Source organism: Litchfieldella xinjiangensis (genome assembly GCF_000759345.1).
GTDB lineage: Bacteria > Pseudomonadota > Gammaproteobacteria > Pseudomonadales > Halomonadaceae > Litchfieldella_A > Litchfieldella_A xinjiangensis.
In genome coordinates this window covers 393,654-417,787 of record NZ_JPZL01000001.1, presented here as the reverse complement: position 1 = coordinate 417,787, position 24,134 = coordinate 393,654, and the positions used below count along the sequence as shown (strand labels likewise).

26 protein-coding genes and 4 tRNA genes are annotated in these 24,134 nt (G+C 60.6%); 10 read left to right on the top strand and 20 right to left on the bottom strand.

What is annotated here, in order from left to right; genetic code table 11:
• Positions 1-67: 67 nt before the first annotated feature.
• From groL to JH15_RS02005, 3 genes are all read right to left on the bottom strand, one after another.
• On the bottom strand, positions 68-1,708 hold the full coding sequence (gene groL, locus JH15_RS02015) for a chaperonin GroEL (RefSeq protein WP_043526492.1): 1,641 nt from the start codon (positions 1,706-1,708) through the stop codon (positions 68-70).
• Positions 1,709-1,768: 60 nt separating this feature from the next.
• On the bottom strand, positions 1,769-2,062 hold the full coding sequence (locus JH15_RS02010) for a co-chaperone GroES (protein ID WP_043526490.1): 294 nt from the start codon (positions 2,060-2,062) through the stop codon (positions 1,769-1,771).
• A 211-nt stretch (positions 2,063-2,273) separates the two neighbouring features.
• The gene (locus JH15_RS02005) at positions 2,274-2,801 is read right to left on the bottom strand and encodes an FxsA family protein (protein ID WP_043526488.1); all 528 of its coding nucleotides are present in this window, start codon (positions 2,799-2,801) and stop codon (positions 2,274-2,276) included.
• A 153-nt stretch (positions 2,802-2,954) separates the two neighbouring features.
• Here JH15_RS02005 and JH15_RS02000 point away from each other — a divergent pair, with 153 nt between their 5' ends.
• Positions 2,955-3,716, top strand: a complete 762-nt coding sequence (locus tag JH15_RS02000) for an SDR family oxidoreductase (RefSeq protein ID WP_043526486.1) — start codon at positions 2,955-2,957, stop codon at positions 3,714-3,716.
• A 98-nt stretch (positions 3,717-3,814) separates the two neighbouring features.
• Here the strand turns inward: JH15_RS02000 and JH15_RS01995 are convergent, their stop codons facing one another.
• Entirely contained in the window at positions 3,815-4,081 is a 267-nt protein-coding gene (locus JH15_RS01995; protein WP_043526484.1) for a ComEA family DNA-binding protein, read from the bottom strand.
• A 228-nt stretch (positions 4,082-4,309) separates the two neighbouring features.
• Here JH15_RS01995 and pyrF point away from each other — a divergent pair, with 228 nt between their 5' ends.
• Positions 4,310-5,008 carry an orotidine-5'-phosphate decarboxylase gene (pyrF, locus tag JH15_RS01990; protein WP_043526481.1) on the top strand — a complete coding sequence of 233 codons (699 nt, stop codon included), beginning with the start codon at positions 4,310-4,312 and terminating at the stop codon, positions 5,006-5,008.
• Here the strand turns inward: pyrF and lapB are convergent, their stop codons facing one another.
• The 3 genes from lapB to JH15_RS01975 are packed head-to-tail and all read right to left on the bottom strand — an operon-like array spanning position 5,009 to position 6,839.
• Positions 5,009-6,190: a lipopolysaccharide assembly protein LapB gene (gene lapB, locus JH15_RS01985; protein WP_043526478.1), complete on the bottom strand. Its 1,182-nt coding sequence runs from the start codon at positions 6,188-6,190 to the stop codon at positions 5,009-5,011.
• Complete coding sequence (locus JH15_RS01980) at positions 6,191-6,496, bottom strand: LapA family protein (protein ID WP_043526476.1); 306 nt, start codon at positions 6,494-6,496, stop codon at positions 6,191-6,193. It lies immediately after the preceding gene.
• 46 nt (positions 6,497-6,542) lie between these two features.
• Positions 6,543-6,839 carry an integration host factor subunit beta gene (locus tag JH15_RS01975; protein ID WP_043526474.1) on the bottom strand — a complete coding sequence of 99 codons (297 nt, stop codon included), beginning with the start codon at positions 6,837-6,839 and terminating at the stop codon, positions 6,543-6,545.
• 234 nt (positions 6,840-7,073) lie between these two features.
• Here JH15_RS01975 and JH15_RS01970 point away from each other — a divergent pair, with 234 nt between their 5' ends.
• The gene (locus JH15_RS01970; RefSeq protein WP_156105263.1) at positions 7,074-7,337 is read left to right on the top strand and encodes an FAD assembly factor SdhE; all 264 of its coding nucleotides are present in this window, start codon (positions 7,074-7,076) and stop codon (positions 7,335-7,337) included.
• A 121-nt stretch (positions 7,338-7,458) separates the two neighbouring features.
• Positions 7,459-7,758, top strand: a complete 300-nt coding sequence (locus tag JH15_RS01965) for a hypothetical protein (protein ID WP_156105230.1) — start codon at positions 7,459-7,461, stop codon at positions 7,756-7,758.
• Here the strand turns inward: JH15_RS01965 and nadB are convergent.
• The 8 genes from nadB to uvrY form a co-directional block, all read right to left on the bottom strand.
• Positions 7,746-9,326 (bottom strand): L-aspartate oxidase, encoded by a 1,581-nt coding sequence (nadB, locus tag JH15_RS01960; protein WP_043526467.1) that lies wholly within the window; start codon positions 9,324-9,326, stop codon positions 7,746-7,748. The two genes, JH15_RS01965 and nadB, sit on opposite strands and share 13 nt — an antisense overlap.
• Positions 9,307-10,473 carry an FUSC family protein gene (locus tag JH15_RS01955; protein ID WP_052383851.1) on the bottom strand — a complete coding sequence of 389 codons (1,167 nt, stop codon included), beginning with the start codon at positions 10,471-10,473 and terminating at the stop codon, positions 9,307-9,309. The genes nadB and JH15_RS01955 overlap by 20 nt, the downstream gene beginning before the upstream one ends.
• 44 nt (positions 10,474-10,517) lie before the next feature.
• Positions 10,518-10,604 (bottom strand) — tRNA-Leu (locus JH15_RS01950).
• 34 nt (positions 10,605-10,638) lie between these two features.
• A tRNA-Cys gene (locus JH15_RS01945) sits at positions 10,639-10,712 on the bottom strand.
• Positions 10,713-10,736: 24 nt separating this feature from the next.
• Positions 10,737-10,811, bottom strand: a tRNA-Gly gene (locus JH15_RS01940).
• 72 nt (positions 10,812-10,883) lie between these two features.
• Positions 10,884-11,432 (bottom strand): CDP-diacylglycerol--glycerol-3-phosphate 3-phosphatidyltransferase, encoded by a 549-nt coding sequence (pgsA, locus tag JH15_RS01935; RefSeq protein WP_043526465.1) that lies wholly within the window; start codon positions 11,430-11,432, stop codon positions 10,884-10,886.
• A 60-nt stretch (positions 11,433-11,492) separates the two neighbouring features.
• The gene (gene uvrC / locus JH15_RS01930; protein WP_043526463.1) at positions 11,493-13,307 is read right to left on the bottom strand and encodes an excinuclease ABC subunit UvrC; all 1,815 of its coding nucleotides are present in this window, start codon (positions 13,305-13,307) and stop codon (positions 11,493-11,495) included.
• A complete protein-coding gene (gene uvrY / locus JH15_RS01925; protein ID WP_043526460.1) occupies positions 13,308-13,964 on the bottom strand; it encodes a UvrY/SirA/GacA family response regulator transcription factor in 657 nt (218 codons plus the stop codon).
• Positions 13,965-14,197: 233 nt separating this feature from the next.
• Between uvrY and JH15_RS01920 the strand changes: the two genes are divergently transcribed.
• A tRNA-Ala gene (locus JH15_RS01920) sits at positions 14,198-14,273 on the top strand.
• A gap of 120 nt (positions 14,274-14,393) precedes the next feature.
• Here JH15_RS01920 and JH15_RS01915 read toward each other — a convergent pair.
• Entirely contained in the window at positions 14,394-14,603 is a 210-nt protein-coding gene (locus tag JH15_RS01915; RefSeq protein WP_043526458.1) for a hypothetical protein, read from the bottom strand.
• Between the two features lie 369 nt (positions 14,604-14,972).
• Complete coding sequence (gene argF / locus JH15_RS01910) at positions 14,973-15,893, bottom strand: ornithine carbamoyltransferase (RefSeq protein WP_043528637.1); 921 nt, start codon at positions 15,891-15,893, stop codon at positions 14,973-14,975.
• Positions 15,894-16,050: 157 nt separating this feature from the next.
• Between argF and grxD the strand changes: the two genes are divergently transcribed.
• Together grxD and JH15_RS01900 are read left to right on the top strand one after the other, a co-directional pair.
• Positions 16,051-16,401: a Grx4 family monothiol glutaredoxin gene (gene grxD / locus JH15_RS01905; RefSeq protein ID WP_043526456.1), complete on the top strand. Its 351-nt coding sequence runs from the start codon at positions 16,051-16,053 to the stop codon at positions 16,399-16,401.
• A 242-nt stretch (positions 16,402-16,643) separates the two neighbouring features.
• Complete coding sequence (locus JH15_RS01900; RefSeq protein ID WP_043526453.1) at positions 16,644-17,285, top strand: HPF/RaiA family ribosome-associated protein; 642 nt, start codon at positions 16,644-16,646, stop codon at positions 17,283-17,285.
• Between the two features lie 60 nt (positions 17,286-17,345).
• On the opposite strand, the gene rnt is transcribed toward JH15_RS01900, so the two are convergent.
• Entirely contained in the window at positions 17,346-18,011 is a 666-nt protein-coding gene (gene rnt / locus JH15_RS01895) for a ribonuclease T (RefSeq protein WP_043526450.1), read from the bottom strand.
• A 175-nt stretch (positions 18,012-18,186) separates the two neighbouring features.
• Here rnt and JH15_RS01890 point away from each other — a divergent pair, with 175 nt between their 5' ends.
• Together JH15_RS01890 and JH15_RS01885 are read left to right on the top strand one after the other, a co-directional pair.
• A complete protein-coding gene (locus tag JH15_RS01890) occupies positions 18,187-19,407 on the top strand; it encodes an argininosuccinate synthase (protein ID WP_043526447.1) in 1,221 nt (406 codons plus the stop codon).
• Positions 19,408-19,422: 15 nt separating this feature from the next.
• The gene (locus JH15_RS01885) at positions 19,423-19,719 is read left to right on the top strand and encodes an HlyU family transcriptional regulator (RefSeq protein WP_043526445.1); all 297 of its coding nucleotides are present in this window, start codon (positions 19,423-19,425) and stop codon (positions 19,717-19,719) included.
• A gap of 123 nt (positions 19,720-19,842) precedes the next feature.
• Here the strand turns inward: JH15_RS01885 and JH15_RS01880 are convergent, their stop codons facing one another.
• A complete protein-coding gene (locus JH15_RS01880; RefSeq protein WP_043526442.1) occupies positions 19,843-21,903 on the bottom strand; it encodes an exonuclease domain-containing protein in 2,061 nt (686 codons plus the stop codon).
• Positions 21,903-22,274 (bottom strand): response regulator transcription factor, encoded by a 372-nt coding sequence (locus tag JH15_RS01875; RefSeq protein ID WP_043526439.1) that lies wholly within the window; start codon positions 22,272-22,274, stop codon positions 21,903-21,905. Before JH15_RS01875 ends, JH15_RS01880 begins: the two co-directional genes overlap by 1 nt.
• 180 nt (positions 22,275-22,454) lie before the next feature.
• On the opposite strand from JH15_RS01875, the gene JH15_RS01870 reads away from it, so the two are divergent.
• Entirely contained in the window at positions 22,455-24,131 is a 1,677-nt protein-coding gene (locus JH15_RS01870; RefSeq protein WP_043526437.1) for a carbon starvation CstA family protein, read from the top strand.
• The last annotated feature ends 3 nt before the right edge of the window (positions 24,132-24,134 follow it).

Genomic DNA, 24,134 nt, shown 5'->3' with positions numbered 1-24,134 from the left:
GTCTTCTTATCGCTCCGGTGTCATGACAGGCACCGAAGCGAACAGCGCAGAAACGGTAGGGGCGATATTACATCATGCCGCCCATGCCGCCCATGCCGCCCATATCGGGGGCGCCGCCGGCATCCTTCTCTTCAGGATCGTCAGCGATCATGCACTCGGTGGTGATCATCAGGCCAGCCACGGAGCCAGCAGACTGCAGGGCAGAGCGGGTCACCTTGGCGGGGTCGATGACACCCATTTCGAACAAGTCGCCGTACTCGCCGGTCTGGGCGTTGTAGCCGTAGTTGCCTGAGCCGTCCTTCACGTTGTTAACGATCACGGAGGCTTCCTGGCCGGCGTTAGTCACGATCTGACGCAGCGGGGCTTCCATTGCGCGAACGGCGATAGCGATACCATGGGTCTGGTCTTCGTTGTCGCCCTTCATGCCCTTGATCTTGGTCAGGACACGCACCAGGGCAGTACCACCGCCAGGCACCACGCCTTCTTCGACGGCTGCGCGAGTGGAGTGAAGGGCGTCTTCGACGCGGGCCTTCTTCTCCTTCATTTCGACTTCAGTCGCAGCACCCACGCGGATCACGGCGACACCGCCGGCCAGCTTGGCGACACGCTCCTGCAGCTTCTCGCGGTCGTAGTCGGAAGAGGTCTCTTCGATCTGGGCGCGGATCTGGCCAACGCGCGCTTCGATGTCCCCTTCGGCACCGGCCCCATCGATGATGGTGGTGTTTTCCTTGGACATGGTGATGCGCTTGGCGCTGCCCAGGTGATCCAGATTGGCCTGCTCGAGGGTCAGACCGACTTCTTCGGAAATCACGGTGCCGTTGGTCAGGATAGCGATATCCTGCAGCATGGCCTTGCGACGATCGCCGAAACCGGGTGCCTTGGCGGCAGCTACCTTGACGATACCGCGCATAGTGTTGACGACCAGGGTCGCCAGCGCTTCGCCTTCGATATCTTCAGCAATGATGGCCAGCGGCTTGCCTGCTTTGGCGACGGCTTCCAGCACCGGCAGCAGTTCGCGGATGTTGGAAATCTTCTTGTCGACCAGCAGCAGGTACGGATCTTCCAGTTCCACCGCCATGGTGTCCTGGTTGGTCACGAAGTAGGGCGACAGGTAGCCGCGGTCGAACTGCATGCCTTCGACCACTTCCAGCTCGTCTTCGAGGCCACGGCCTTCGTCGACGGTGATTACGCCTTCCTTACCGACTTTCTGCATGGCGTCGGCAATGATCTCACCGATACGCTCGTCGCCGTTGGCAGAGATGGTGCCAACCTGGGCGATGGATTTCTGCTCGGTGCAAGGCACGGCGAGCTGACGGATCTCTTCGACAGCGGCGATCACGGCCTTGTCGATGCCGCGCTTCAGATCCATCGGGTTCATGCCGGCAGTCACACCCTTCATGCCTTCTGTGACGATGGCCTGAGCCAGCACGGTTGCAGTGGTGGTACCGTCACCGGCGACGTCGGAAGTCTTGGAAGCGACTTCCTTGACCATCTGAGCACCCATATTCTCGAACTTGTCCTTCAGTTCGATTTCCTTGGCAACGGAAACGCCGTCCTTGGTGACGGTCGGTGCGCCGAAGGATTTCTCGAGAACGACGTTACGGCCTTTGGGACCCAGGGTCGCCTTGACGGCATTGGCGAGAACGTCGACACCACGGGCCATGCGCTTACGGGCGTCGTCAGAGAACTTGACCTGTTTTGCTGCCATTTTCGGATCTTCCTACGTTTAGTTCGTTAAACTTGAGCAGTCAGTGCAAGAGGAGGCGGCTTAGCCTTCGACCACGGCGAGGATATCGCTCTCGCTCATGATCAGGACTTCTTCACCGTCGATCTTTTGCTTTTCGACGCCGAAGCCTTCCTTGAAGATCACGGTGTCGCCGACCTTGACGTCAAGCGGACGCACTTCGCCGTTGTCGAGAATCCGGCCGTTACCGACGGCGAGGACTTCACCACGTGTCGGTTTTTCCTGGGCGTTGCCCGGAAGCACGATGCCGCCAGCGGTTTTTTGCTCTTCCTCGACGCGACGGACGACGACGCGATCGTGCAAGGGACGGATGTTCATTGCTCACGTTCTCCTGATGGTTGCTGTGTCATGTCTTTGCATGACGGTTCCATACCAGTTCCGGAAGCCTCGCTTCCGGTCGAAGGCACAAGCCTTCCATGTTGATGGCAGCAGGCGTTCACCTACTGCCGGAGCTTGTCTCTAGCCCCATCAGTGGGGGCTACTAAAGCCCTTTCAAGGGCCGCCGATAAAAAAAATAACCGGCTGTAATTCAACGGTGTGGCTCGTCCCGCGAGATGAAGTCGCCTTCAAGGGGAGGTTTGTCGCCACGGGATTGTCCTGGCTCCTCCCGGGAGCGGGATGTTTCGGGGTCTTGCGGGTTGTCGGCGCGCTCTGGGCGAGGGGATTGCCGAGCGTTGAAGTCGTACTGGCGATACTCGAACCCCTTGAGCTTGAGGCTTGCGCGCGTCAGCCATTTTCCCAGCAGCCGTCGGGAAGTGGGTATCAAACACAGGAAGCCGAGGGTATCCGAGAGAAACCCCGGCGCCATCAACAACGCACCACCAAAGATCAGTGCAGCGCCGGTGAGTAATTCCTGCGAAGGAAGCTCGCCTTGGGCCAGGCGCTGCTGGGCTCGCTGAAACGTGGCGACGCCTTCACGACGTACTAGATGCAAGCCGATGAAGCCGGTGGCCAGCACCATGAGCAGTGTCGTGAGCAAGCCGATATGGCTGCCGACGCTGAACAGAACGACGAAATCGAGCAGGGCGAAGACGGTAAATATCAACAGGAAAGGCATGCGGACTCCGCTAACGGTGACTCATGGCTAAATGGTGACATTCGCTTCGATTTCAAGCTATCCCTTCGCCAAGGGGCGATCTGGGCTGTTGTATTGTATATGCTGCGATGCACAATGAAGGACGCGAATTTTTGCCACGCTCCAGGAGAGATTATGCAAATCGACAAGGCGGTTATCGCGATTACCGGCGGCGCGCGCGGGCTGGGGCTTGCCATGGCTCATCTGCTAGGAGAGAAGGGCGCTCGCCTGGCGCTGCTGGACCGGGATCGAGAACCTCTCGATCAAGCCGTAGACACCTTGCGGGACAAGGGGGTCGATGCGCGGGCCTTCGACATGGATGTCGCTGACGAAATGTCGGTTCGTGAGGCGTTCGCTGCGATTGCCCGTGACCTCGGGCCTGTCCAGGGCCTGGTCAACAATGCGGGCATTACCCGGGACGGGCTGATGGTCAAGGCGCGCGAGGGCAAGGTGGAGAAAACGTTATCCCTGGCCGATTGGCAACAGGTCATCGACGTCAACCTGACGGGGGTCTTCCTGTGTGGCCGGGAGGCGGCCAGTCAGATGATCGAGGCGGGCAATGGCGGCGTCATCGTCAATATTTCGAGTATTTCGCGTGCTGGCAACATGGGACAGAGCAACTACGCCGCCGCCAAGGCGGGGGTGGCCGCACTGACCGTGACCTGGGCGAAGGAGTATGCCCGTTATGGAATTCGAGTGGGTGGGGTGGCGCCAGGGTTCATCGAGACAGAGATGACGGCTTCGATGCGGCCCGAGATGCTGGAAAAAATCACCCGTGGCGTACCGCTTGGTCAGCTGGGCCAGCCTGACGATATCGCCTTCAGCGTGGCGTTTATTTTCGAGAACGATTACTACACGGGGCGAATTCTGGAATGCGACGGCGGGCTGCGGATTTGAAGTCCAGCCCGTCAATCAGTGCCCCAACGCGACTGCATCCGCTAATGGCGCATCAGCAGTCTGTCCTGCTGATGCGCCTCGCGTACCTGCTTCGCTGATTAGATCTCTGCCTGGTCGCGCAGATTATTGACGGTCGCCTCGCCGATGCCGGGCACCCGGCTCAGTTCATCGACGCTCTCGTAAGGGCCATTGGCGTCACGGTCATCGACGATGGCTTGTGCCTTGGCGCTTCCGATACCGGGGAGCTCCGACAGCAATTCGGCATCTGCCGTGTTCAGGTTGATCGGCGCGACATCCTGCGCCAGGGCCAGTGAGGCGATACCCAACATCAGTGACAGTGCCAGCACTTGGAAAGCTTTTTTCACGTCGTTCCCTCGAGAATGGTTTTAGTCGTTCATGGTTGGCCTGGGTTGCAGGCGCTTTTTAAACTAACGCTAATTGAGATTTTTTTAATGAGTCGATCGCTGACAGCCGTGTGAGAAATTGCCGTCATTTCGGCGAGGAAATCAGCTACATAGGCTGTACCCGGCACACTCGACAGGCTGTGGTACACTGCGCCGGTTTCCCTCAATCCCGCCAGGACCCGTCAGGCCATGTCGACTGCTTCGCCCTTGATCATCGCCCTTGATTACCCTTCGATGGACGCTGCCCTGTGCATGGCCGATCGTCTCGATCCTTCGCGTTGCCGTGTCAAGGTCGGCAAGGAGTTGTTTGCCCGCGGGGGACCCGAGATCGTCGAGGCGCTGCATGGGCGTGGGTTCGAGGTCTTCCTCGACCTCAAGTTCCACGACATTCCCAACACCGTGGCGGGCGCGGTCCAAGCTGCTGCGGAGCAGGGCGTATGGATGGTCAATGTTCACGCCAGCGGGGGGCGGCGCATGATGGAGGCGGCACGCGAGCGGTTGGATAGTCAACGCCTCGAGACCCGGCTGATTGCCGTTACGGTGCTGACCAGCATGAGTGATGCCGACCTCGCCGAGGTGGGCGTGAGTTCTTCCGCTGCTGACCACGTCGAACGGCTGGCCAGGTTGGCGCAGGCAAGCGGCATGCACGGCGTCGTCTGTTCGGCCCAGGAATCGGCGCGTTTACGCGATATCTGTGGCGACGATTTCCTCAAGGTAACGCCGGGTATTCGTCCCTCGTTCGCATCAACGGACGATCAACAACGCATCCTGACACCGGCCGAGGCCATGCAGGCGGGCAGTACGCACCTGGTAATCGGCCGCCCGGTCACTCAGGCAGACGAGCCGATGGCCGCCCTGTCTGCCATCGAGAACGAACTCGGCCTCTGATTATTCGCCTTCGATGCCGGTGATCGGTTTGGTCGTGCCCCAGCTCCGGCAGCTTGGGCATCGCCAATGCAACTGACCGCCCGAGTATCCGCAGCGATGACAGCGGTAACGCGGCCGGGCTTCCAGCAGCGAATGCGTATGCTGCTTGAGCAGGTCGATACGCTCGCGCTCTTCGCTGTCGGCGCGCTGGCGGTAGAGATCCATGAGGTAGTCCACACCTCGTAGGCTGGGCTCGATGAAGAGTTGCTCTCTGATGAACGCCAGGGCGGCCTCGTCACCGTCACGCTGCTGGAGCGTCTCGGCGAGCATGATAATGGCGCTGGTGGTGGGGGTGGCGTCGATCAGCTCACGCAGGTAGCGCTCCAGCCCCTTTTCGTCGTCGAGCAGGCGATAGGCGCTACGCAGGGGCTCGAGAACGATCGGCGTGAAATCGCGATCCTGTTGCGGGATGCGTTTGAGGATCTTGATTTCGGCTTTGTAGTGTCCCGTATCGTGTTCCAGCTTCGCCAGCAACCAATTGGCACGAACGCATTGTTCGTCGGTGGAGAGCGCCTGGCGAAGTCGTTTGCGTGCCATTGATGGGCTGGCGGAGCGACGGTCCTGCTCGGCCAGTTCACATAACCAGTGGGCCGCCGCGCGGCGAATGTCCTGATGCTGATTGACCAGACTTGGCTGGGCCACGTCGAGTGCTGCCTGCCATTCCTGCTCCTGTTCGAGCAGGTCGACCAGGCGCCGCTTTGCCGATTGTCGAATGGCCTCGTCCTGGGTCTCGCGTATTACGGTCTGCAGCAGGCGTTCGGCGCGATCGAGCAGACCCAGATTCAGGAAGTCGCGTGCCAGCTCGAGCTGCACCTGACTCCCCTGGGCCGCACTCAGCGACGGACGGGCGAGGAGGTTCTGATGGATCTTCACGGCCCGATCGGCTTCACCCCGTGAGCGAAACAGATTGCCCAGGGCGATGTGCGTCTCGATGGTGTCGCTGTTGACTTCAAGGGCGGCTACGAAGGTTTCGATCGCACGGTCGGGCTGTTCGTTGAGCAGATAATTCAACCCGACGAAATATTCGCGCGAGAGTGAAGGCTGCTGTGTCGTGTTGTTATCCCGCTTCCTTTCGTGGCGCCCCAGCCACCAGCCAATGCCGAGCGCTGCCACAAGCAGGCCCAGCAGCTGTAGATCGGGCATTTAGGGGATTTCCTTGAGCTCCTGGACGCGCAGCCGATCGAGTTCCTTGCGCTGCTGCTGATTGTGGCGCTGGACGCGAGTCAGCAGGGTGCGCAACCTCAGGTAGACCCCAAGCATGGCCAGCATGCCCAGCAGGACCCCACAGGCCAGGGCGCCCAATAGCCAGACCGAGAGCGACGCCGAAGGCAGCTCGACCCAGATCAGGTTCAGCGGCAACGATTGCTGGTTGTTCACGGCAAACAGGATGCCGATCAGCAATACCGCGATAAGAATAATGGCCAGGATCACACCTTTGAGCCAACGCATCATGAATGTCCTTTTTCGCTACGGTTAAGCCCGACCCCGTGACCGTTCAGTAGCCTAGGGCGCGGCTGGCATTGACCTGCTCGCGCAGTTCCTTGCCAGGTTTGAAGTGTGGCACGAACTTGCCGGTAAGTTCGACCGGATCGCCGGTCTTTGGATTGCGTCCGACGCGGGGCTCCCGGTAGTGGAGGGAGAAACTCCCGAAACCACGAATCTCGACACGTCCTCCCTCGGCCAGGGCATCGGTGATGTCATCCAGGATGATGCGTACGGCGGCTTCGACTTCCTTGACTGACAGCTCGGGCTGTCGCATCGCTATCTGCTCGATCAACTCGGATTTGGTCATCGGCTTCTCTCCATGCGGCGGTGCCAGGCCAGTAAGGGCGACCAGCCTTGTTATTTCTCACCAGCATACTTCGCAAACCGTGCCAAAACAACGCACTACACGACGAAGGAAGCATTTGGTCCAAACGGGACGGGGTTGGGTGTCGTGCGGGGGCGGCTCACGTATACTAGGACAGACATCCATTCGATTCTTTCGAGGTCACCGTTGAGCGAACAAACCTCCGCCGATGAGATCATGCGCAAGCGTCTCTATTGGCACTCCCGTCGCGGTATGTGGGAGCTCGACCTGCTGTTGATTCCCTTCCTCGATCATTGCTATGACGGCCTCGCCCCTGAGGACCAGGCGGCGTATCGCGACTTGATCACCGAAGAGGATCAGGACCTGTTCATGTGGCTGATGCGTCGTGAATGGCCCGAGGATCCCACCCGCCGCCGAATCGTCAAGATGATCGTCGAGTATGCCGAGAGCACCGGTAACGATCAGTATCGTACCCTCTAGGATTGCGGCGGCGAGTCAGTTCGCTGGGGTCGTATCGGTCCTCGGCCTGCTTGCCGTATATGCACCGCCGTGGCTAATCGCTGCGGCGTTCTTGCTTCTAGGGGTGGCGTACTGGAGTGAGTTGAGGAAGGAAGATTGGCCCAGGAGGCATGGCCAATCCGGCTGGCAGCTGCGCTGGGTGCCCGACGCAAGTGGCATCGAGGGCAACGGGGGCTGGCAGATGCGTGACGATACTGCCGCCCCCTGGCAAGCAACGCCAGTGACCATCGACTATCTCGGGCCCTGGCTCATTGGCTTGCGCCTGGGGCGGCGCCGTTATTGGCTGTGGCCGGATAGCGCCTCCCCGGAAGCGCTACACCGCTTGAGGCGTCATTTGCTGGGGCAGATGCAGGCGTCTTCTCCTGCGTCTCAGCTCAAGTAGCTCATGCTGGGCAATGCGCCCACATTCCTGTCGGGGCAATCCACGGAAAAATGCAGGCCACGCGATTCGCGACGTCGATACGCAGCGTCGACGGTCAGGCGGGCAAGACGGACGGCGTGGTGTAGTGTGATCAGGTCTGGCGTCGTAGCGTACTTCAGGCAAGCCTCGGTGACCTCGGCATGAAGTGACTTCAACGTCGTATCGGCACGTTTCAGACTAGTGTCGCTGCGTACGATGCCGACCTGTTGACTCATGGTTCGGCGTAGCTGGCAGCGCCAGCGTTCGATCGCGGTATCGTCGAGTCGTGGCAACAGGTCGCTGCTACGCCGCGCGAACTGCCCAGGGCGTAGTGGCGTGTTGGGGCCGGGCTCGGGGATGCGCAGGGCCTCGGCTGCCGCATGAGCGAAGACCAGGCATTCCAGAAGGGAGTTGCTGGCCATGCGGTTGGCACCGTGCAGACCGGTATAGGCGACCTCACCGATAGCGTAGAGGTGCGGTACGCTGGTGGCGCCATGCAGGTCGGTGCCGATACCTCCGCAGCTGTAGTGTGCCGCGGGAACCACCGGAATAGGCTCGCGGGCCATATCGATGCCGCGCGTATGGCAGTGGGCCTTGATGGTAGGGAACAGGCGTTCCAGGGCATCGACAGGTAAGTGGGTCATATCGAGCCAGACGTGGTCGCTTCCCGCACGCTTCATTTCGGCATCGATGGCACGGGCCACGATATCGCGGGGTGCCAGTTCGCCGCGCGGATCGATATTTGGCATGAAGCGATGTCCCGCCAGGCTCCTGAGAACTCCACCTTCACCCCGCAAGGCTTCACTGACCAGGAAGGGCGCCCCGTCAGGATCATAGAGACAGGTTGGGTGAAACTGCTGAAACTCGAGATTGACCAGCGGGGCACCGAGCTCCGCAGCCATGATCATGCCTTCTCCCCAGGCCGGCGCCGGGCTGGTGGTGTGCGCATATATTCCACTAGCCCCGCCCGTGGCCAACACCACATCCTGGGCAAGCAGCTTCTCTCCGCGGCCAGAGGCGTCGAGTGCGAAGGCACCGCGACAGTGGCCTCGCGCGTCGCTCAGCAATTCCACGACAGTGAGGCCGTGACGCACGACGATGCGCGGGTGACACGTGACCTGTTCCCATAGGGTGCGCACCAGGGCCTGCCCGGTGGCATCGGCGGCATGGATGACGCGTCGTTCCCCATGACCCCCTTCGCGGGTCAGGTGAAAAGGGTAGGCGGCTTGCGGGGCTGTGTCCGGCGTGAAGGGCATGCCTAGTGCGAGGAGCCGGTCGATGGCTTCGGGGCCGTGCGCGACCGTGAAGCGTACGGCAGCTTCATCGCAGAGGCCGTCCCCGGCACGAAGGGTATCCGCGACATGGGCTTCGAGGTCGTCCTGGGGAGAGAGTACGGCCGCAATGCCACCCTGGGCCCACTGGCTGGCCCCATGGGTCTCGGTGCCAGGCGATATCAGTGTGATACGTCGGTAGTCGGCCAATTCGAGCGCCAGAGAGAGCCCCGCTGCCCCGGCACCGACCACCAGTACCTCATGATCGCTGATTGTCATGGTCCGATGCCTTGTCATGCGAATTCGATCCACTATCGGGCAGCGCGGCGGTGTCGACCAGCTTGTGATGCGGTGCACGGCGGCGAAGGCGCTTGCTGGGGAGTCTTCGCAGGCTACCCAGCCGCTCCACCAATGATTCGGTCAGTCTGGCAAGCTCGCGGTTCAGCCATAGATACCCGCCGGGACTGAACAGAACGCGGCCATCTTCGGCGCGTGCCCCTTCGATCTTGCCCGCGTAGCGCTGTAGGTCAAACGGGGCGATTTCAACATCGATGGGGTGGCCGGTACGGATCTGGAAGGCCAGGGTGCCAAGCGAGCGCGCCAACCGATGCTGCTGGTCTCGCAGCCCTTCCAGCGCCTCGATGCGGTCGTGGCCCGCCAGCGTCGTCCAATGGGTTTCGAGCAGCAGCTCGATGGTCGAGAGCATGCGGCGCTGGAGTGACAGCAGGTCGTCCATTTCGCCACGCTTCAGGCGACGCTCACTATGGATGGCATCGACCAGGCCGCGCTGCTTGATGAGCAGGGCGCTGGTTGCCTTGAGCAGCTCGCGGGCATCGATGTCATCGCCGGAGCTCGAGGTGGTATGCGCTCGGTAGAGGCGCGCCATCTTGTCGAGATTATCGGCCAGCAGAAAACGCAGCATGTCGGTCGCTTTCTGGGGAAGGATCAGAATGGTTGCAGCGATTCCCACCAGCGTACCGAGAATCACGTCGAAGGAGCGCCAGAGTGCCACGCTCAGTTCACGATTGTCTTCGCCCAGCACCAGCAGAAGGCTGATGCCGAACATCAGTCCAGCGTAACCGTGACGATTGGCAAAGGTGATATAGGTGGCAGCGGCGATCCCGAGCAGGGCGCCGAGTGGGATCAGGCCGGGTAACGGTAGCGGAATCAGGATCAGTACCACGCCCCATGCCGCGCCGGCCAGGGTGCCCAGCAAACGCTGCTTGGCCTTGTCGAGTACGCCGCCGATGTGTGGCAGGTTGCCCATGACCATGATGGTGCTGACAAGTGCCCAGCCGCTATGCGGAATCGGGAACACATGGATAATGCCATACGTGATTGCCAGGGCGAGCGATACCCTGACCACATGCAGCACATGCCGGTAACGATAATTGAAATAGGGGTCGCGAAGTCGCGGCAGAATCATGTCGCGTAGGCTCTCAGAATCTCGAGTAGCGCCAGCGAGGGGATTGGTGCCCGGAGCCGGGCTCGAACCGGCACGGTGTTACCACCGAGAGATTTTAAGTCTCTTGCGTCTACCAATTTCGCCATCCGGGCGGGGTTCGAGCGGGCAGGATACAAGCTAGATAAGTGGAGGCTGGAGTCGGAATCGAACCGGCGTACACGGAGTTGCAGTCCGCTGCATAACCACTCTGCCATCCAGCCTCATGGAGTCGAAGCCACATAATATGGAGCGGGAAACGAGATTCGAACTCGCGACCCTCGCCTTGGCAAGGCGATGCTCTACCACTGAGCTATTCCCGCTCGACTCGGTGCGCATTATAAGGATAAGTGCGTGTATGTCAACCGGTTTTCTCGCGCCGGTTGATGCGACAGTCACATCGAGCGGCTCAGATGCGGCCAGGCTGCGCTCAGGTATTGAATCATCGACCACAGCGTCAACACCGCAGCCACGAACAAAGTCACGACACCGAGATTGGCAATCATGGTGCCGGGGGCGGCGCCCAGCAACAAGAAGATCGAGACCATCTGTAGCGTGGTCTTGACCTTGCCGATCCATGACACGGCGATCATGCTGCGTTTGCCCATTTCCGCCATCCACTCGCGTAGCGCCGAAATCACGATTTCCCGACCGATGATCACAAGGGCGGGTAGGGTCAGCCATACGGCTTCGTAACGCTCGATCAGCAGTGCCAGGGCCACGGCGACCATGAGCTTGTCGGCGACGGGGTCGAGGAAGGCCCCGAAAGGAGTGCTCTGGTTCCAGCGACGGGCCAGATAGCCGTCGAGCCAGTCGGTGATGGCTGCCAGGGCAAACAGGACCGCGGCCAGCAGCATGCTCCAGCGGAAAGGAAGATAAAAGACGATCACCAGCAGCGGTATGAACGCGATACGGGCCAACGTAAGAATGTTCGGGATGTTCATGTTACGCCACGTGTCCTTGCGGGTGGTCGGGAGGCTTCATTCTATCCCTCTTGGTGCACTTCATCCATGCAGGGCTTGGTGGATTGCGGTGGCCAGGCTGACATTGATACCGGGAACGCGAGCCAGTTCTTCTCGCGTGGCCTGGCGTACGCCTTGCAAACCCCCGAAGAAGCGCAGCAGTTCACGGCGGCGCTTGGGGCCGACGCCGGGGATATCCTGAAGCGCCGAAGTTCGGCGTTGCTTGTCACGGCGCGCACGGTGTCCGGTGATGGCGAACCGGTGGGCCTCGTCGCGAATGTGCTGAACGAGATGCAGGGCCGGTGAGCCGTTATCGAGGTTGAGGGTGCGATTTACCGTTTCGAGGAATAGCGTTTCCAACCCGGGCTTGCGCGTCGTCCCCTTGGCCACGCCGAGTAATTGGATGTCCTCGATGCCCAGTTCTTCGAAAACGCTGCGGGCCATGTTGAGCTGGCCCTTGCCGCCGTCGACGATCAGGATGTCGGGTCGTTTCCCCTCGCCGTTGACCAGTCGCTTGAAGCGTCGATTCAATGCCTGTCGCATGGCGCCGTAATCGTCGCCGGCGGCCACCCCCTCGATATTGAAGCGACGGTAATCCGATTTGACGGGCCCCTGCTGGTCAAAGACCACACAGGACGCCACCGTGGCTTCCCCATGGCTATGACTGATGTCGAAGCATTCCAGCCGTTGAGGCGCGGTCTCAGCCCCCAAGGCCTCGCGCAGGGCCTCGAAGCGCCGCGTCAATTGGGCTTGGTCCGCGAGCCGCGTGGCCAGGTACTGCTCGGCATTGGTCCTGGCCAACTGCAACCATTGGGCGCGATGACCGCGCACCTGGTGGGCGACTCGAACCCGCTTGCCGGCACGTTCGGCGAGTGCGTCTTGGAGCAGGCTCGCATCGGGCAGGGCCAGGGAGGTCAGCACTTCCTCGGGAGGGTCGCGCTCCTGGCCGAGATAGAATTGGCTGACGAACTCGCCAAGGAGCTCTTCGCTGCCGAGGTCGAGCTCGTTGTCGGGGCTGTGATGGCGGGCACCGAGCATGCGCCCCTGGCGCACGGTAATGACAGACACGCATAGGCCGCCGGGACGCTCGGCAAGTGCGAACAGGTCGGCATCCCCAGCATCGGTATCGACGAACTGGCGCTCCTGCATGCGTCGCAGTTGCTGAATCTGATCGCGTAATCGAGCGGCCTCCTCGAAATCCAGCGTCTGGCTCGCGGCTTCCATTTGCCGGGTGAGTTCGGCCGTGACCTGCTCGCTCTTGCCCTCGAGACACATGATGGCGTGCTCGACGTCGCGCCGGTAATCGGCCTCGCTGATGAAGTCGACACACGGGGCACTGCAACGTTGGATTTGATGTTGAAGGCAGGGGCGCGACCGATTGGAAAATACGCTGTCTTCACAATTGCGGATACGAAAGATCTTCTGCATGAGCGACAGGCTTTCCCGCACTGCCGTGCTGCTGGGATAGGGGCCCAGGTAGCGGCCATCGTTCCGGCGTACCCGTGCCCGCTTGTACTCCAGCGCGGGGTAGGGGTGACGGTCGCTGACGAATACGAACGGGTACGACTTGTCGTCACGCAGCAGGATATTATAAGGGGGACGCAGTTCCTTGATCAGGGACTGTTCCATCAACAGCGCTTCGGTTTCGCTTCGGGTGACGGTGACCTCAATCGAAGCGATGCGGCCGACCAGCGCCTGGGTCTTGGCATTGAGCGCGCCGCGGAAGTAACTGGCCAGGCGCGCCTTGAGTCGTTTGGCCTTGCCGATGTAGAGGGTGTCACCGCGTTCATCCAGCATGCGGTAAACCCCGGGCGAGGCGCTGACGGTCTTAAGGAATTGCTTGGGGTCGAAACTCATCTAACCTTCGGCTTCTTCGCTACGGTAGCCGTCCACGAGTCCATAACGAAGTCCGAGGTGGGTCAGTTCCACGTCGGAATTCACGCCGAGCTTCTCGAAGATGTGGTAGCGATAGGTATTCACGGTCTTGGGGCTTAGGAACAGGCGGTCAGAGATATCGCTGACTTTCTGGCAATTGATGATCATTATCGCCACCTGAAGCTCGCGTTGCGAGAGATTATCGAAGGGATTTTCCTGAGCATCCATCTTGGCCAGCACCAGCCGCTGGGCAATTTCGGGGCTGATGTAGCGTTGCCCTGCGAAGATGGCGCGGATGGCGACCACCATGTCGCCGAGCTCCGTTCCCTTGCTGATGAAACCGCTTGCCCCGGCATCCAGCAGGCGCTGGGCAAAGGTCTCTTCCAGAAAGGCCGTCAAAACCACGACCTTGATATCTGGCATGCCACGCGCAATCTTGCGCGTGGCTTCGAGGCCACCGATGCCGGGCATGCGAATATCCATCAGCACGATATCGGGATGGTGCTTGCGTGCCAGATTGATGGCTTCTTCGCCATCGGCCGCTTCACCTACGACTGAGAGGCCTTCCTCGGCATCCAACATGCGCGCAATGCTGGTGCGCACAAGGTGGTGGTCATCTGCGACTAGAACCTTGATCAAGGGCGCCCCCGGTGGACTCACATTAGTTGTTGCTTATCAGGAGACATGTAATTTTGCCTCGGTTGTTACCGATTATCCAGCGCTGCATGCTGCGAGGCGCCCGTTAATTTGGTGCCTGGCGCACAGGGCTTGACCTTGTGAAGGTGCTTCGATAGAGTACGCCTCGTCTCGACGGCGTCAACGTAGACGTCATCGGAACTGCACGTCAGCCAGGCCATGCCCGGCATGACTTTGGGGCCTTAGCTCAGCTGGGAGAGCGCAACACTGGCAGTGTTGAGGTCAGCGGTTCGATCCCGCTAGGCTCCACCAAGAATGCCCTATGAATCAGCCGCTTGACGCTTTGCGCCAGGCGGCTTTTTCGTGTGCCCGTAAAAGTTCGAAGATTCCCGTAAACACGTCACGGTCTTAAGCCCGAGGCCTGAGATAGGCTCAGCTCGGCGGCAAATTGGGCTTGGGAAACGGGGGAGTATCCCGCGGTCGCTTCTTGTCGGCGTCGTCTTCGGGGCGGGGTGGCTGCTGGGGCTGCCCTTCTTCCGGAAAGGCATCGGGCTGCCTTGGGTCGTCGCCAGGGTGGGGAGGCTGCTGGGGTTGCTCCTCCTTCGGGTCTCGATCGTGAGAGTCGGATTTTTCGTTGCGCATATTTCGCCGCTCCATTCGCTTGGTGTCAGCTCACAAGGTAGTGCATCGCCAGGCAGGCTGGCTCTGTCTTGTCTGGTGGTGGTGCAAGGGGCGACTCAGTTAACGTGAGATACAGCTCTTTTTTTCGGGCCAGACGGGAATTTCCGGTCGAGTTTGCCAGTACGCTGCCCACGGCCAATGAAATAGCCTTCAAAAGACGCTTACCTCGTCATTTAGCGAGCGCTAATCCAACGTATGCTTGTCGTGGGACGCCAGTTTGGCGGCGAGTCGACTGCGGGCTCGTACGAAGTAAGCGTCCCTATCGCGCTGCCCCGACTCGTCGGGGCTTTTTTTTGCCTTGCGAGTGCTGGGGCAGGGCTTGAGTGAAGATCAGCTCTCGACGCGGCCCAGCATCAGGAACTCGAGCAGGGCTTTCTGTGCATGCAAACGGTTGCCCGCTTCCTGCCAGACTACGGCACGAGGGTCGTCGAGTAATGTCTCGCTGATCTCTTCTCCGCGATGCGCAGGCAGGCAGTGCAGGAAGAGAACGTCACGGGCGGCACGATCCAATAGCGCTTCGGTGACCTGGAAACCGGCGAAGTCGGCTTCTCGCTTGGCCTGTTCCTCTTCCTGTCCCATCGAGGCCCATACATCCGTGGTCACCAGGTCGGCATCCGCCACGGCCTGCTCCGGATCGCGCAGCAGGCTCACCCGTTCGCCCGCCGCAGCGAGAATCGCGGGATCGGGATCGTAGCCTTCGGGGCAGCAGATGCGCAGTTGGAAATCGAACTGGCGCGCCGCATTGATCCATGAGTGACACATGTTATTGCCGTCGCCGATCCATACGGCCGTCTTGCCCCGCACGTTACCGCGCAATTCCGTCCAGGTCATGACATCCGCCAGCAGCTGGCATGGATGATAATCGTCGGTCAGGGCATTGATGACCGGTACTGAGCTGGCAGCGGCGAAGGCTTCGAGACCGGCATGCGAGAAGGTGCGGATCATTACGGCGTCGACCATCTCGGAAAGGACCCGGGCTGTGTCACCGATCGGTTCGCCACGGCCGAGTTGCGTATCGCGGGAGGACAGAAACAGCGCATGACCGCCAAATTGGGCCATGGCGGTCTCGAACGACACCCGGGTCCGGGTCGAGGACTTCTCGAAGATCATCGCCAGGGTACGGTTGGAAAACGGCGTGTAGGTAGGACCCTGCGTTTTCAGGCCGTTCTTGATCGTAATCGCCCGGCGAATCAGGTAAACCAACTCATCGGGGGAGAGATCCAACAAGGTCAGGAAATGGCGAGTCGCCATGATGTCGCTCCGCGCAAAAGCAAACATCCTAGCCACGCGGCGTTCGCGGCGCAATGCATGCATAAGTGTGGGGACTATCCTGGGTCAGGGCTGTTTTCGATGCGCCGTCATCAGTAGAATGGTCGAAACTCCAGGTGGCCGACGGAAGGATTTCCCCATGAGCGATACCATCGAGAACATCAAGAAGCAGATCAACGACAACCCTATCCTGATCTACATGAAGGGTACTCCCCAGCTGCCACAGTGCGGCTTTTCCGCCCAGACGGTACAGGCCCTGATGGCGTGCGGCGAACGCTTCGCCTTCGTCAACGTACTGGATAACCCCGATATCCGTGCCGAGCTGCCGAAGGTCGGCAACTGGCCGACGTTCCCCCAGTTGTGGGTCGAAGGCGAACTGGTGGGTGGCTGCGACATCATCGTCGAAATGTACCAGAACGGTGAACTCGAGCCGCTGGTAAAGGAAGCGGCTGCCCGCGCCAATGACGGTAACGAGCAACCCAGCGCATGAAATGAGACCTGGGCGCCGTCCCGGTGACAGACCCCGCGAGCCTTTATCGGCCGCGGGGTTTTTTATGCGCTTCTGGGACGTCATGGATACGCAAGGATACGAAATCATCCTTCTAACACATTGAAATCTGGGAAAAGCCCTACCACGCTGAGTAGGTAGATGGGTTATGGGATGAGCCTTGAACACGGCTCGCCCGCCACGAACGGATTGAACGCTCACCAAGGACGACTAGGGGGTGCACCATGCAGGTACCACTGGAAATCACCTATCACCATCTTGACCGCAGTGAATGGCTCGACGATTACGTCAAGTCGCGTGTCGCCAAGCTAGAGCAGTTCAGCCCCGATATGGTGTCGTGCCGGGTAACCATCGAACAGGCCCAGCATCAGCACCGTACCGGTAATCCGCACCGCGCACTGGTTGAGGTTTCGCTTCCTGCCAAGCGTGAACTGGTTGCCGAAAAGACCGAACGCGTCACCGATCCTCAGGTCCAGTTGCGTCCCATTCTACGTCATGCCTTCGAGGCCATGGAAAAGCAGCTCAAGAAGGAAAATGGCAAGCGCAGCAACAAGACCCAGGCACAGCCGCGTAATGGCGATGATCCGCTACCACCCATCGCCACTGTGGTGCGCATCTTCGAAGGGGATGGCTACGGCTTCATCAAGAGCCTGAGCGGCGAGGAGTTCTATTTCCACAAGAACGCCGTGCTGCATGACGATTTTGAGCGACTGACGGTAGGCACCCGCGTGCGCTTCGAACCCGAAGAAGGTGAGGAAGGCCTCCAGGCCAGTACGGTGCAGATTGTCGATAAGCCGGGCGTCGGCGGCTCCGAGAACGATGACGACGCTATCGACATGCCTGCCGGCTGGGAGACCCGCCACTGACGAATCAGTGACGGCAGGAAAACCAGTCGTAACGAATGTGAGGCTCGCCGGGTGCGGGCCTCACGCGTCTTCGATGCCCTGCTCGCGTTGGGCGAGGTTCCAGCCACCAAGGTCCTTGTATCGATTGACGATGGTGCAGAACAATTCCGCGGTACGTTCGGTATCGTAGCGGGCGGAATGGGCCGAGGAATTGTCGAATTCGATACCGGCTGCCCGACACGCACGTGCCAGCACCGTTTGCCCATAGACCAGGCCGGACAGGGTGGCGGTATCGAAGCTCGAGAAGGGGTGGAAGGGATTGCGTTTGATACCGCAGCGATTCACGGCAGCATTGAGGAAGCCATGATCGAAGGCAGCATTGTGGCCCACCAGGATGGCGCGCGTGCAATTATTGGCCTTGATCGCCTTTCGCACGGGCCGAAAGATCTCGCCCAGGGCTTCAGCCTCGGATAACGCCACTTTCTTGCGCAGCGGATCGTCGAGATTGATCCCGGTGAAGTCCAGTGCCGACTGCTCGACGTTCGAGCCTTCGAAGGGCTCGATATGATACGCATAGGTCGCATCCGGCATCAGGTTCCCCTCCGGATCCATGCTCAACGTAACGGCAGCTATTTCCAGGATGGCATCCTGTTGGGCATTGAAGCCCCCGGTTTCGATATCCATCACCACCGGCAGGTAACTGCGAAAGCGGTGGGCCATCAGATCGCGGGCGATCGCCTCGCTCATGCGGCTCTCCCTTGTCTTGTGCGGGCTCCCCTGGCGTTTCCCGCGCCGTCGCGGCAGAGTCTAGCACTTTTCGCCCAGCCTCGTCCCGGCATGGCGGTATTCTCGCGTCGGCATCGACGCTATACTCATGGGCTGGTTTAACGCCACCCGAATCATCAAGCAAGGAGCCCTCAGAATGTCCGATGTCAAGAAGGTCGTTCTCGCCTATTCCGGCGGCCTGGACACATCCGTGATCGTCAAGTGGTTGCAAGAGACCTACGATTGCGAGGTCGTGACCTTCACCGCTGACATCGGCCAGGGCGAAGAAGTCGAGCCGGCACGCACCAAGGCGCAGGCGCTAGGCGTCAAGGAGATCTATATCGAGGATCTTCGCGAAGAGTTCGTTCGCGATTACGTCTACCCGATGTTCCGCGCCAACACTATTTACGAAGGCGAGTACCTGCTGGGTACCTCCATCGCGCGTCCTTTGATTGCCAAGCGCTTGATCGAAATCGCCAACGAGACCGGCGCCGACGCCATCTCGCACGGTGCCACCGGCAAGGGTAACGACCAGGTACGCTTTGAGCTGGGGGCCTACGCGTTGAAGCCGGGAGTCAAGGTCATCGCCCCGTGGCGTGAATGGAACCTGACATCGCGTGAAAAGCTCATGAACTATTGCGAGCAGCACGATATCCCGGTCGATTTCTCCAAGAGCAAGAAGAAGTCACCGTACTCGATGGATGCCAACCTCCTGCATATCTCGTATGAAGGGGGCGTCCTCGAAGACCCATGGGCCGAGGCCGAAGAGGACATGTGGCGTTGGAGCGTCTCGCCCGAGGCGGCGCCGGACACCCCGACCTACCTGGAACTGACCTTCGAGAAGGGCGACATCGTGGCCATCGACGGCGAGCGCCTGGCACCGCACGATGTGCTGGCCAAGCTCAACAAGATGGGCGGTGATAACGGCATCGGCCGCCTCGACATCGTCGAGAATCGCTACGTCGGCATGAAATCGCGCGGATGCTACGAGACACCGGGGGGCACCATCATGCTGCGCGCGCATCGTGCCATCGAGTCGATCACGCTCGATCGCGAAGCGGCGCATCTGAAGGATGAGCTGATGCCGCGCTACGCCGAGACCATCTACAACGGTTACTGGTGGAGCCCCGAACGCAAGATGCTTCAGGCGGCGATCGACGAGACCCAGCAGTACGTCAACGGCGTGGTGCGCATGAAGCTCTACAAAGGCAGCGCCAGTGTGGTGGGACGCAAGTCGGAGCAGTCGTTGTTCGACGAATCCATCGCGACCTTCGAGGACGATGCGGGCGCGTACGATCAGAAAGACGCAGAGGGCTTCATCAAGCTCAACGCATTGCGCTTGCGCATCGCCGCCGGCAAGGGCCGCGACCAAGGCTGATCGAGGGCAAACGCCATGTTCAAGAAGCTGTTATCGGGGCTGATGGGGGGCGGCGCCAAGCCGGCTCCCGAAGCTGAGCCGGTCGAGTACAAGGGCTATCTGATCGTGCCCGATCCGCAGGATACGGGAGGCCAGTACCGAGTCAGTGGCTGGATACGCAAGCCCGTCAGCAACGGCGAGCAAGCCGAAACCCTGGAACATCGCTTCGAGCGTTCCGACATGGTGCCAGGCCGCGAGGCATGCGAAACGCTGACGGTCAGCAAGGCTCAGCGTTTCATCGACGATTTGGGCGACGATATCTTCAAACGCTGAAGACCCGCTTAAACCCCCTCATTGCCCGGCCTAGGCCGGGCAATGTCGTTTTAGTTTAAGGCAATCAGTAACCGTCGACGGTAGCCTCCGGCATACACTCGGCGAAGCATCCCGAGGAGTGGCCTATGCACTGGCATCTTCACGGTCGAAGGCACCCGCTTGAAGCGTCAGCAGGTCGGCCAGCGTATCGATACCGCGGGCCTCCAGGCGAGGTAGCAGCGCCAGCCACAACTGGGCGGTCATTCGTGCGTCCCCCAGCGCGGTATGACGGGCGCCCTGGGGTGCGTTGAGATCATACCGGTCGATAAGGCTGTCCAGGTCGTGGCCATCGAGCCCTTCGTCCAGGGCTCGGGAGATCAGCAAGGTATCGAGCACCGGCATGCGAAACTCGACGCCCGCGCCGGTAGGTTGCAACGCCAGGAGATCGAAGGCGGCATTGTGCGCCAGTAGCACGGCATCGCCGACATAGTCGCGAAAACGGGGCAGTATTTCGGGGAGTGGCGGTGCACCTGCAACATCGCTGTCCGTTAGCCCATGGATGGCGGTGCTTTCCGGCGGTATGGGCCGCTGGGGATCCACGCGTTGATCGAAAGTATCGTCAGCCAGCAAGCGGGCGTTGACGATGCGGCAGGCACCGAGGCTGATGATGGTATCGTGCTGGCGCAGCTCGAGGCCGGTGGTTTCGGTATCGAACGAGACGATCTCGAGCTGGCGGAGGGGGCAGGCGGCCAGCTCGGCATCCGGCGGTGGCAATTCGGCGATGCCGAAGTCATGAAACTCGGGACGCGGGGCAGGGCGTGAGGGGGGAGGACCGACCCGCTCGTCTGCTGGTAGCGGAAGCCGTAGACGAGCATGCCTGCCGTCTTCGTCAGCCAGGCTCCAGATCTCGCTGTCATGCTGGCGGAGCAGGTCACCGACACACGGTGAAAGCGGTAGCCGCTCGAGACGCTGTTCGCACCATTGGGCGAGTTGCGACTGCCTTAGCGGACCGCCGCGCCAGACAATATCCAGATAGACACGCGTGTTGCCTAGACGTACCTCGATCTCATATCGACTATTGCCGGTATGCGCCTTCAGTCGCTCCAGCAGCGACAACAACATCTCGAGCAAGGCAGGGGCATCGGCCTTCAGCCAGGCGGGAGTGCCGATCGGGAGGGTCGTCAGCGACACGCCATCCAGGCGCTCGTTGAGTGCCCGGAACAGGTCGTTCGACCAGAGCGGCATCATCCGTTCGCCCTGGCGCTGAAGATCCTGTAGCAGTGTCCCCAGTTCGCTTATGCCGGCACCCAGTCGTTGGCCTTCCTCATCGATGGCCTGTTCGAGGCGTTGGCGCAGTGAGGCGTGCTTGGGAGTGGGGCTCAATTGGCTGAGGGCCTCGGCGGCGCTCGACAATCCGGCACTGTGCCGGCGCAGCGAAGGTAACACTTCGGTCAGTCCGGCACGCGCGCCCCGTTCACTGGACCAGGCCGCCGTGGCATCGCTCAGGGTCAGCAGTATTTCGCCATGGCCGTTGGGTACACGCCGTATCATGCAGCGTAGCCAACGCTGCTCATAGGGAAGCAGCAGCTCGCGGGAGGTACCATCGTGCGGTAGTCGCTGGAGGGCATCCTGCAGGCTACCCAGTTCGATCAGCGTATCGAGACGCTTGCCCAATCCCAGGCCCGGGTGCCCATCGAAAAGCGATTCGGCCGCCTGGTTGAAAAGCATGACACGACGATGCCGGTCACATAACAGTAACGGCATGTCCAATACCTGAAGCAGTGTCTCGAGTTCCTGGCGAATCCTTGCGGCACTGCGAGCACCGTCGGTATGGGCTGTGTCCAGGCGCTCGCGATCGCCCCGCCATGCTTCACGAATCCGGTCGATATCGGGCCCGAGGCCTCGCAGCCAGCCTTCGGGCGGATGGTCCGACCGCGCGTCGGGGTTGGCGGCAAGGCGGGCCAGCTGCGCGTGGAGATGACGCAGTGGCATGAAAAGGACGCGTTCCAGCAGCAGACCAACCATGAAAATCGTCAGCCCGCCCGAAAGGCAGCCCAGCCACAACGCCGCCCGGGCCAGCCCGGCAGGGCCGAGTTGGACGTCTAGCCAACTGGCAAACAGCACGCCGCCCAGCAGACTGATGCCGCTCAGCAGTAACCATAGCCCGACCAGTCGCTGGCGCTTGGGTAGCGAACCACGCGCCATCAGCGTGTCTCGTCGAGAAGTGCCCTGACCTTGTCGAGCAGGGCTTGGGTGGAGAAGGGCTTGGTCACGTAGTCGTCGGCGCCCAGCGCCAGCCCCTTTTCACGTTCGACGTCGCGACCGTGGGCCGTGAGCATGATGATAGGAAGGCGTGCATGTGCCGGGATCTCACGTAAGCGCTCCAGAACATCGAAACCGCTGATGCCAGGCAGGCTGATTTCCAACAGCACCAGATCGGGGGGCTGTTCTGAAATCCGGGACAGGGCTTCCTCGCCATCGAAGGCCGTGGCGACCTCGAAGCCTGCCTGTTGCATGAGGAATTCGAGAGACAGGACGATGTTGGGTTCATCGTCGACCACCAATACCCGGGCCATGTGCCTTTCCTATCCTGTCGTTTCGAGCAGTCTAACGAGGCTGACAGCCAGCGAACAGACGACCTTGGCACAATGATGTTACGTGAAAAAACGCAGCGGGGGATTGGCAAGCCGGCGTGAATATCCCACCCTTTCAGCTACGCTGCGAATCGTTTGTCCACCTACCAAGGAGAGCGCTGCATGAGTGCCATCGTGCTGCTGGTCATAGGTCTGGGAGGAATGGCGTTAGGTTACTTCGTCTATTCGAAGCTGATTGCCGAACGGATCTATCGACTCGACCCTCGCTTCAAGACGCCGGCCCATGAATTCGAGGACGGTGTCGACTTCGTGCCTACCAACCCCTTTGTGCTGTGGGGTCATCACTTTACCTCGGTTGCCGGGGCCGCCCCTATCGTGGGGCCGGCGATTGCGGTGATCTGGGGATGGCTGCCGGCCTTTCTGTGGGTGATCCTGGGCACGATCTTCTTTGCGGGGGTGCACGATGCCGGGGCGATATGGGCGAGCGTACGCAACAAGGCACGTTCGGTTGGGGCGCTGACGGGCGATGTGGTTGGCAAGCGGGCCAGAAGCCTGTTCATGGTCGTCATCTTCCTGGTCCTGCTGATGGTCAATGCGGTCTTCGCCGTCGTTATCTCACGCCTGATGATGGACTTTTCCAGCGCTGTCGTTCCGGTATGGGGAGCCATTCTCGTGGCGCTGGTGATAGGGCAACTCATTTATCGGCGCATGTTGAGCCTGCCCGTTGTCTCGATCCTTGGCGTGGTGGCGCTCTATGGCCTGATCTTCATGGGCCCGTCCGTGCCGATACAAATGCCGGAGAGCGTAGGCGGCATGTCGGGCAATGCGATCTGGATCCTCATTCTGTTTGGCTATGCGGCCATCGCGTCGCTATTGCCGGTATGGGTATTACTGCAGCCCCGTGATTACATCAATGGATTACAGCTGTTCATTGGTTTGCTTGTGCTTTACGGAGCGATCGTGCTGCTCAATCCCACCATGGTGGCACCCATGGTCAACGACAATGTCCCCGAGGGAACCCCTTCGTTGATTCCGCTCCTGTTCGTCACCATCGCTTGTGGTGCCATTTCGGGGTTCCACGGTCTGGTAGCCTCGGGCACCACCTCCAAGCAGCTGGACAAGGAGACCCATGCCCGCTTCGTGGGGTATTTCGGTGCCGTGGGCGAAGGTGCCTTGGCCTTGGCAGCGATCCTGGCGGCGACGGCGGGCTTTGCTTCGCTGGGCGATTGGCAGGCAATGTATGCCGGGTTCGGTCAAGGCGGGGTTACCGCCTTCGTCGAAGGTGGGGCCTTCATCATCCATAACGGCCTGGGGCTGCCTGAAGCCACGGCGGCGACGCTATTGACGGTCATGGCTGCATTGTTTGCCGGCACCACCATGGACACCGGCCTTCGCCTGCAGCGCTATATCTTCCAGGAATGGGGGATGATCTATGGCATCGGCTGGATGCAAAAGGGGGCGCCAGCCACGCTGCTCGCCGTTGGGACCTGCCTATTGCTGGCCTTTGGTGCGGGCGGCGCCGATGGTTCAGGCGGCATGATTATCTGGCCCCTGTTCGGCACCACGAACCAGCTCCTGGCAGGGCTGACCCTGCTGGTGGTGACCGTCATGCTGGTACGCCTCAAGCGGCCCATGTGGTACACCCTGGCACCGTTGTGCTTCCTATTGGTGATGACCGTGGCAGCCTTGTTGACGCAACTGCGAAGCTTCTACAACGAGGGGAACTATTTCCTGCTGTTCCTGGACCTCGTGGTGCTGGTTGCTGCCATTCTCGTGGCGCTGGAGTGCGCTGCGACCTTGAAACAGCAGCGCCGTACGGCCGCCCGACAACAGGAGTGATTG

Coding starts and splice junctions, on each gene's coding strand:
- groL (WP_043526492.1), bottom strand. CDS start 1,708: ATGGCAGCAAAACAGGTCAAGTTCTCTGACGACGCCCGTAAGCGCATG.
- JH15_RS02010 (WP_043526490.1), bottom strand. CDS start 2,062: ATGAACATCCGTCCCTTGCACGATCGCGTCGTCGTCCGTCGCGTCGAG.
- JH15_RS02005 (WP_043526488.1), bottom strand. CDS start 2,801: ATGCCTTTCCTGTTGATATTTACCGTCTTCGCCCTGCTCGATTTCGTC.
- JH15_RS02000 (WP_043526486.1), top strand. CDS start 2,955: ATGCAAATCGACAAGGCGGTTATCGCGATTACCGGCGGCGCGCGCGGG.
- pyrF (WP_043526481.1), top strand. CDS start 4,310: ATGTCGACTGCTTCGCCCTTGATCATCGCCCTTGATTACCCTTCGATG.
- lapB (WP_043526478.1), bottom strand. CDS start 6,190: ATGCCCGATCTACAGCTGCTGGGCCTGCTTGTGGCAGCGCTCGGCATT.
- JH15_RS01980 (WP_043526476.1), bottom strand. CDS start 6,496: ATGCGTTGGCTCAAAGGTGTGATCCTGGCCATTATTCTTATCGCGGTA.
- JH15_RS01975 (WP_043526474.1), bottom strand. CDS start 6,839: ATGACCAAATCCGAGTTGATCGAGCAGATAGCGATGCGACAGCCCGAG.
- JH15_RS01970 (WP_156105263.1), top strand. CDS start 7,074: ATGCGCAAGCGTCTCTATTGGCACTCCCGTCGCGGTATGTGGGAGCTC.
- nadB (WP_043526467.1), bottom strand. CDS start 9,326: ATGACAATCAGCGATCATGAGGTACTGGTGGTCGGTGCCGGGGCAGCG.
- JH15_RS01955 (WP_052383851.1), bottom strand. CDS start 10,473: ATGATTCTGCCGCGACTTCGCGACCCCTATTTCAATTATCGTTACCGG.
- pgsA (WP_043526465.1), bottom strand. CDS start 11,432: ATGAACATCCCGAACATTCTTACGTTGGCCCGTATCGCGTTCATACCG.
- uvrC (WP_043526463.1), bottom strand. CDS start 13,307: ATGAGTTTCGACCCCAAGCAATTCCTTAAGACCGTCAGCGCCTCGCCC.
- JH15_RS01915 (WP_043526458.1), bottom strand. CDS start 14,603: ATGCGCAACGAAAAATCCGACTCTCACGATCGAGACCCGAAGGAGGAG.
- argF (WP_043528637.1), bottom strand. CDS start 15,893: ATGGCGACTCGCCATTTCCTGACCTTGTTGGATCTCTCCCCCGATGAG.
- grxD (WP_043526456.1), top strand. CDS start 16,051: ATGAGCGATACCATCGAGAACATCAAGAAGCAGATCAACGACAACCCT.
- JH15_RS01900 (WP_043526453.1), top strand. CDS start 16,644: ATGCAGGTACCACTGGAAATCACCTATCACCATCTTGACCGCAGTGAA.
- rnt (WP_043526450.1), bottom strand. CDS start 18,011: ATGAGCGAGGCGATCGCCCGCGATCTGATGGCCCACCGCTTTCGCAGT.
- JH15_RS01890 (WP_043526447.1), top strand. CDS start 18,187: ATGTCCGATGTCAAGAAGGTCGTTCTCGCCTATTCCGGCGGCCTGGAC.
- JH15_RS01885 (WP_043526445.1), top strand. CDS start 19,423: ATGTTCAAGAAGCTGTTATCGGGGCTGATGGGGGGCGGCGCCAAGCCG.
- JH15_RS01880 (WP_043526442.1), bottom strand. CDS start 21,903: ATGGCGCGTGGTTCGCTACCCAAGCGCCAGCGACTGGTCGGGCTATGG.
- JH15_RS01875 (WP_043526439.1), bottom strand. CDS start 22,274: ATGGCCCGGGTATTGGTGGTCGACGATGAACCCAACATCGTCCTGTCT.
- JH15_RS01870 (WP_043526437.1), top strand. CDS start 22,455: ATGAGTGCCATCGTGCTGCTGGTCATAGGTCTGGGAGGAATGGCGTTA.